This window comes from Burkholderia territorii, from assembly GCF_902833055.1.
Classification (GTDB): Bacteria; Pseudomonadota; Gammaproteobacteria; order Burkholderiales; family Burkholderiaceae; genus Burkholderia; species Burkholderia territorii.
Window position 1 is genome coordinate 21369 of the sequence record NZ_CADFEJ010000035.1, and the last position, 6657, is coordinate 28025.

Here is a 6657-nt window from a genome sequence, read left to right on the forward strand (position 1 = left end):
ATGAAACCGAGAGTCTGGCATCACCTGAGGCTGTGTCCGCACGGCCATCCCGACGAAACGATCGACGACGCGGCGATCGCCGTCGACGAAACCGGCACGATCGTGTGGCTCGGCGCGTTTTCCGCGCTGCCGCACGGTTATGCGCACTGGCACAGGGAGGATCTGCACGGCGCGTGGGTGACGCCGGGTCTCGTCGACTGCCATACGCACCTCGTGTACGGCGGCACGCGCGCCGACGAGTTCGCGCAGCGCCTGGCCGGCGTCAGCTACGAGGAAATCGCGCGGCAGGGCGGCGGGATCGTGTCGACGGTGCGCGCGACGCGCGCGGCCGACGAGACGGCGCTGTTCGTGCAGGCCGCCGCACGCCTGCAGCCGTTGCTCGCCGAAGGCGTGAGCGCGATCGAGATCAAGTCGGGCTACGGGCTCGACCTCGCGAGCGAGCGCAAGATGCTGCGCGTCGCGCGCCAGCTCGGCGAGCGCTTCCCGGTCACGGTCTACACCACGTTCCTCGGCGCGCACGCGCTGCCGCCGGAATACGCGGGCCGCGCGGACGAATACATCGACGAAGTGTGCGAGCGGATGCTGCCGGCACTCGCCGACGAAGGTCTCGTCGACGCGGTCGACGTGTTCTGCGAACGCATCGGCTTCTCGCTCGCGCAGACCGAGCGCGTGTTCGAAGCCGCGACGAAGCGCGGCCTGCCGGTGAAGCTGCACGCGGATCAATTGTCGAACGCGGGCGGCACCGCGCTTGCCGCGCGTTATCGCGCGCTGTCCGCCGACCACCTCGAATTTCTCGACGAAGCCGGGATCGAGGCGATGAAGGCGGCCGGCACGGTCGCCGTGCTGCTGCCCGGTGCGTATTACTTCATTCGCGAAACGCAATTGCCGCCGATCGAGCTGCTGCGCAAGCACGGCGTGCCGATCGCGCTCGCCACCGATCACAACCCCGGCACGTCGCCGCTCGAATCGTTGCTGCTGACGCTGAACATGGGCTGCACGCTGTTCCGCATGACGGTACCCGAGGTGCTGCAAGGCGTGACGCGCCATGCGGCCGCGGCACTCGGCCGCGCGGATCGGCACGGCGCGCTCGAGACCGGTCGGCAGGCGGATTTCGCGGTCTGGTCGGTCGGCTCGCTGTCGGAGCTCGCCTACTGGATCGGCCGGCCGCTCTGCGAGCAGGTCGTGCGCGGCGGGACGACGGTGTTTCGCCGGATGAACGGCGAGTAACAGACGAGACTCACGATGACCGAAATGACGCTGTTCGCGGACCATGCCTGGCTGCCCGATGGCTGGCGCCGCAACGTGCTGCTGCGCTGGGACGCGGCCGGCACGCTGACCGAGGTGACGCCCGACGCCGACGCGCCGGCCGGCGTCGCGCACGCGGCCGGGCCCGTGCTGCCCGGCATGCCGAACCTGCATTCGCACGCGTTCCAGCGCGCGATGGCGGGGCTCACCGAATACCGCGCGAATCCTGCCGACAGCTTCTGGAGCTGGCGCGACCTGATGTACCGCTTCGCGCTGAAGATCACGCCCGACGCGCTCGCGGCGATCGCGCGCTGGCTGTACGTCGAGATGCTCAAGTGCGGCTACACGTCGGTGTGCGAATTCCACTACGTGCATCACGCGCAGGACGGCTCGCGCTATCCGCAGATCGCGGAACTCGGCACGCGCGTGATCGACGCGGCCCGCGCGGCCGGCATCGGCATCACGATGCTGCCCGTGTCGTACCAGTTCGCCGGCTTCGGCAACAAGCCGCCGCGCGACGACCAGCGCCGCTTCATCAACACGCCGGATGGCCTGCTCGAACTGCTCGACGCGATGCGCCGCGTCGCGCCCGAGCACGGCGGCCTGCGCTACGGCGTCGCGCCGCACTCGTTGCGCGCGGTGTCCGAGAACGGATTGCGCGTGCTGCTCGGCGGGCTGCCCGACGATGCGCCCGTGCATATCCATATCGCCGAACAGACCGCCGAGGTCGACGATTGCGTGCGCGCTTACGGCGCGCGGCCCGTGCAATGGCTGCTCGATCGCTTCGACGTCGATGCGCGCTGGTGCCTCGTGCATGCGACGCACGTCGATGCGGCCGAAACGGCCGCGCTCGCGAAGCGCCGCGCGGTGGCCGGCCTGTGCCTGACCACCGAGGCGAACCTCGGCGACGGCGTGTTCCCGGCCGTCGACTATCTCGCGCAGGGCGGCGTGATCGGCGTCGGCTCCGACAGCCATGCGTCCGTCGACTGGCGCTCGGAGTTGCGTCTGCTCGAATACGGGCAGCGGCTCGTGCATCGCGCGCGCAACGTGCTCGCAAGCGACACGCAGGCTCGTGTCGCCGACCGGCTGTTCGACGCGTCGCTCGCGGGCGGCGCGCAGGCCAGCGGCCGGCGCATCGGCGCGCTGCGCGAAGGCTGCCGCGCCGACTGGCTCGTGCTCGATCCCGATCATCCGGCGATCGCCGAACATGACAGCACGGCATGGCTGTCGGGCGCGGTGTTCGCCGAGCACGGCGACACGCCGGTGCTCGACGTCTACACTGGCGGCGAGCGCGTCGTGAGCGGCCGCCGCCATCGCGACGAAGCCGTCGCGTATGCCGACTATCGCGCCGCGCTGGCGCAACTGCTGCGCTGAACGCGCGGCCCCGGCGCGCCGCGTGCGCGCGCCGGCCGACTCTTACGGTGATGCGACATGACTGAACAACCGGCTGTTTTCACGCTGAAGCAGGGCACGCTGCCGCTGCTGATCTCGATTCCGCACGCAGGCACCCACATTCCCGACGACATCGCGGCCACGATGACGCCCGACGCGCGCTTCGTCGACGATTGCGACTGGCACCTGGAGCGGTTGTACGGCTTCGCGGCGACGCTCGGCGCGTCGATCCTCGTGCCGTCGCACGCGCGTTACGTGGTCGACCTGAACCGTCCGCCCGACAACGAGAACCTGTACCCGGGGCAGGACACGACCGGGCTCGTGCCGGTCGACACGTTCGACAAGACGCCGCTGTATCCGGCGAACGCGTTGCCCGGCAACGACGAGATCATGCGCCGCCGCGACCGCTACTGGCGCCCGTATCACGACGCACTGCAAGGCGAGATCGCGCGGTTGAAGCGCGAGCACGGCCGCGTGCTCGTGTGGGAAGCGCATTCGATCCGCTCGCACGTGCCGCGCTTCTTTGAAGGCCGCCTGCCGGACTTCAACTTCGGCACGTCGGGCGGCGCGAGCGCGGCGCCCGGCCTGGCCGAGGCGCTGGCGGAATGCGTGATCGCGCACGGCGGCTATACGGCCGTCGCGAACGGGCGTTTCAAGGGCGGCTACATCACGCGTCACTACGGCGTGCCCGCGACCGGCGTCGAGGCCGTGCAGCTCGAGCTGTCGCAGATTACCTACATGGAAGAGACGCGTCCGTATGCGTACGACGAGGCGCGCGCGGCCCGCATCGTGCCGCTGCTGCAGACGCTCGTCGAAACGGCGCTCGCGCACCGCTGAGCCGCCGGCGCGTGCTGCGTGCGGCGGCGCGGCGCTACCTCGCGCTTGCGGCCCGCCGGAAGGCACGGCGCGCGCCGACGCAGCGCACAAAACGGCATCGACCGCCCGGGTCGATGCCGTTTTTTTCATCCGATCGAATGTCGGGATCGACACCTGAAAATTTGACGCAATTTTTAGGTGATATAAGCTGAATGTCAGGAAGTCGTCACGCGCGCCGGCCGCGACGGCGTCGATCAGCGCCGCACCGCGCCGGAATCCGCTGCGTGGCAGCTTGCCGACGTGCCGCCGCGCGGCGTTGCCGCCTTCCGTTTCATCGCGACACGTGACCTGCCTTCATCAGTCAGTTGAGTACGATCGTGAAAGCCGCCAGCCCTTCGATACGCCGGACCCGAAGTCCGTCGGCGGGCGCGTCGCCTCAGGCCGGGCCGATCCGGCATGCTGATCGCGGCACGCGCACCGCCCTCATACGCGAGCCTCGTTTCTTCGCCGTGCCCCATTGCGGCTTGCGCCGCTTCAACCTCGTGACCGCGCACGTGTTCAGCGCGGTGCAGTGCGACGGCAGCGCTTCATTGTTGCCCTAGCGTCCGTTTCCGCTTTCGCATCGGGTCGCAACGCCCGTTGCCGCGCTGTTCGCGCGGCACGGCACGGTGCATGCACGCGCACGCGCGCGTGCGGCGCGACCGCGCATTGCGATCGTCCCGCCCGTGCGCACGCGTCGCACGTTCACCATGGAGGCGATCATGCGACCGCGCCCGCTCGTAGCCGTCACCGCCGACCGTGTCATGCGCGGCGCCCATCCGAACCACACGGCCGGCGAGAAGTATCTCGTCGCGGTGGTCGACGGTGCCGGCGCGCTCGCCTTCGTGCTGCCCGCGCTCGGCACGCGCCAGCCGGTCGACGCGATCGTCGCGTCCATCGACGGGCTGCTGCTGACCGGCAGCTATTCGAACGTCGAGCCGCATCACTACGGCGGCCCGGCGAGCATGCCGGATACGCTGCACGACCCCGCGCGCGATGCGACCGCGCTGCCGCTGATTCGCGCGGCGATCGACGCGGGCGTGCCCGTGCTCGCGATCTGTCGCGGCATGCAGGAGCTGAACGTCGCGTACGGCGGCACGCTGCATCAACGGCTCCATGTGAGCGCGGGTTTCCACGATCATCGCGAGCGCGACGGCGATCCGCTCGAGCGGCAGTACGGCCCCGCGCATCGCGTGCAGCTCGCGCCGGGCGGCCTGTTGCAGCGGGTCGCGCGCGGCGCGCACGACGCGATGGTCAATTCGCTGCACGACCAGGGCATCGCACGGCTCGGTGCGGGGCTCGCGGTCGAAGCGAGCGCGCCCGACGGGCTCGTCGAAGCCGTCAGCGTGCGCGGCGCACGCGCATTCGCGCTCGGCGTGCAGTGGCATCCCGAATGGCGCCATGCGGAACAGCCGCTGTCGCGCGACATCTTCGCGGCATTCGGCGCGGCGTGCCGCGCGCGCATGACACACCGCATTCATGCGGCCGGCGGCGCCATGCCGTCGCCGGCCGCATCCGACATCGACTGAACGAGGCCGATCATGCAACCCGAACTGAGCGAATTCCTGAGGCAGCACCGCATCACCGAAGTCGAGGCGATCATTCCCGACATGGCCGGCATCGCGCGCGGCAAGATCATTCCGCGCAACAAATTCGAGTCCGGCGAATCGATGCGCCTGCCGCAGGCCGTGATGGTGCAGACCGTCACCGGCGACTATCCGGAGGACGGTTCGCTGACCGGCGTGACCGACCCGGACATGGTGTGCGTGCCCGATCCGTCGACGATCTGCCTGATTCCGTGGGCCGTCGATCCGACCGCGCAGGTGATTCACGACTGCGTGCATTTCGATGGTTCTCCGGTCGAGATCTCGCCGCGCTACGTGCTGCGCCGCGTGCTCGACCTGTACAAGGCGAAGGGCTGGAAGCCGGTCGTCGCGCCGGAGCTCGAGTTCTACCTGGTCGACATGAACGCCGACCCGGACCTGCCGTTGCGTCCGCCGGTCGGGCGCACCGGCCGCGCGGAGACGGGCCGTCAGTCGTATTCGATCGAGGCCGTCAATGAATTCGATCCGCTGTTCGAGGACATCTACGAATATTGCGAGATGCAGGGCCTCGACATCGAGACGCTGATCCACGAGGTCGGCGCCGCGCAGATGGAGATCAACTTCATGCACGGCGACGCGCTGTCGCTCGCCGACCAGGTGTTCCTGTTCAAGCGCACGGTGCGCGAGGCGGCACTGCGGCACAACATGTACGCGACGTTCATGGCCAAGCCGATGGAAAACGAGCCGGGCTCCGCGATGCATATCCACCAGAGCCTCGCCGATGCGCGCACCGGCCACAACCTGTTCGCCGACGAGGGCGGCGTGGCGTCGCCGATGTTCCAAAGCTATCTCGCGGGGCTTCAGAAATACACGCCCGCGCTGATGCCGATCTTCGCGCCGTACATCAACTCGTACCGCCGGCTGTCGCGCTTCATGGCCGCGCCGATCAACGTGCAGTGGGGCTACGACAACCGCACGGTCGGCTTCCGCATTCCGCAGTCGACGCCGGTCGCGCGGCGCATCGAGAACCGGATTCCGGGCGTCGACTGCAACCCGTACCTCGCATTCGCGGCGACGCTCGCCGCCGGGTATCTCGGGCTGACGCAGCAGCTCGCGCCGACCGAACCGATCGCGTCTGACGGCTACGACCTGCCGTATCAGCTGCCACGCAATCTCGAGGAGGGCATCTCGCTGATGGCAGCGTGCGCGCCGCTCGCCGGCATTCTCGGCGACAAGTTCGTGAAGGCGTATCTGGCGCTGAAGGAAACCGAATACGAAGCGTTCTTCCGCGTGATCAGCTCGTGGGAACGCCGCCATTTGCTGCTGCACGTGTAAGCGTGCACACGACCGCACGACGGAAATACGGAGGCACCATGACCGAACGAAGCGAAGCCGCACCGCGCACGACGCATGCACGCTCGAGCGCCGAATACCGCGCGCTCGACGCCGCGCACCACATCCACCCGTTCTCCGACATGGGCGCGCTCAATCGTGCGGGCAGCCGCGTGATCGTGAAGGCCGACGGCGTCTATCTGTGGGACTCCGACGGCAACAAGATCATCGACGGGATGGCCGGCCTCTGGTGCGTGAACGTCGGCTACGGCCGCAAGGAGCTCGCCGA

The 6657-nt window shown here is 68.9% G+C and carries 5 protein-coding genes and 1 pseudogene; all 6 read left to right on the plus strand.

Annotated elements, in window-relative coordinates:
- Positions 1-1227: an imidazolonepropionase gene (gene hutI, locus HW466_RS30245; protein ID WP_151005809.1), complete on the plus strand. Its 1227-nt coding sequence runs from the start codon at positions 1-3 to the stop codon at positions 1225-1227.
- A gap of 15 nt (positions 1228-1242) precedes the next feature.
- A complete protein-coding gene (locus HW466_RS30250) occupies positions 1243-2619 on the plus strand; it encodes a formimidoylglutamate deiminase (protein WP_174906008.1) in 1377 nt (458 codons plus the stop codon).
- 57 nt (positions 2620-2676) lie between these two features.
- Positions 2677-3474 carry an N-formylglutamate deformylase gene (gene hutG / locus HW466_RS30255; protein WP_059452040.1) on the plus strand — a complete coding sequence of 266 codons (798 nt, stop codon included), beginning with the start codon at positions 2677-2679 and terminating at the stop codon, positions 3472-3474.
- Positions 3475-4214: 740 nt separating this feature from the next.
- The gene (locus tag HW466_RS30260; RefSeq protein WP_174906009.1) at positions 4215-5021 is read left to right on the plus strand and encodes a gamma-glutamyl-gamma-aminobutyrate hydrolase family protein; all 807 of its coding nucleotides are present in this window, start codon (positions 4215-4217) and stop codon (positions 5019-5021) included.
- Between the two features lie 12 nt (positions 5022-5033).
- Positions 5034-6371, plus strand: coding sequence for a glutamine synthetase family protein (locus tag HW466_RS30265; RefSeq protein ID WP_151006977.1), 1338 nt, complete (start codon positions 5034-5036; stop codon positions 6369-6371).
- Positions 6372-6409: 38 nt separating this feature from the next.
- Positions 6410-6657: pseudogene (locus HW466_RS30270) on the plus strand (aspartate aminotransferase family protein); the annotation flags it as partial.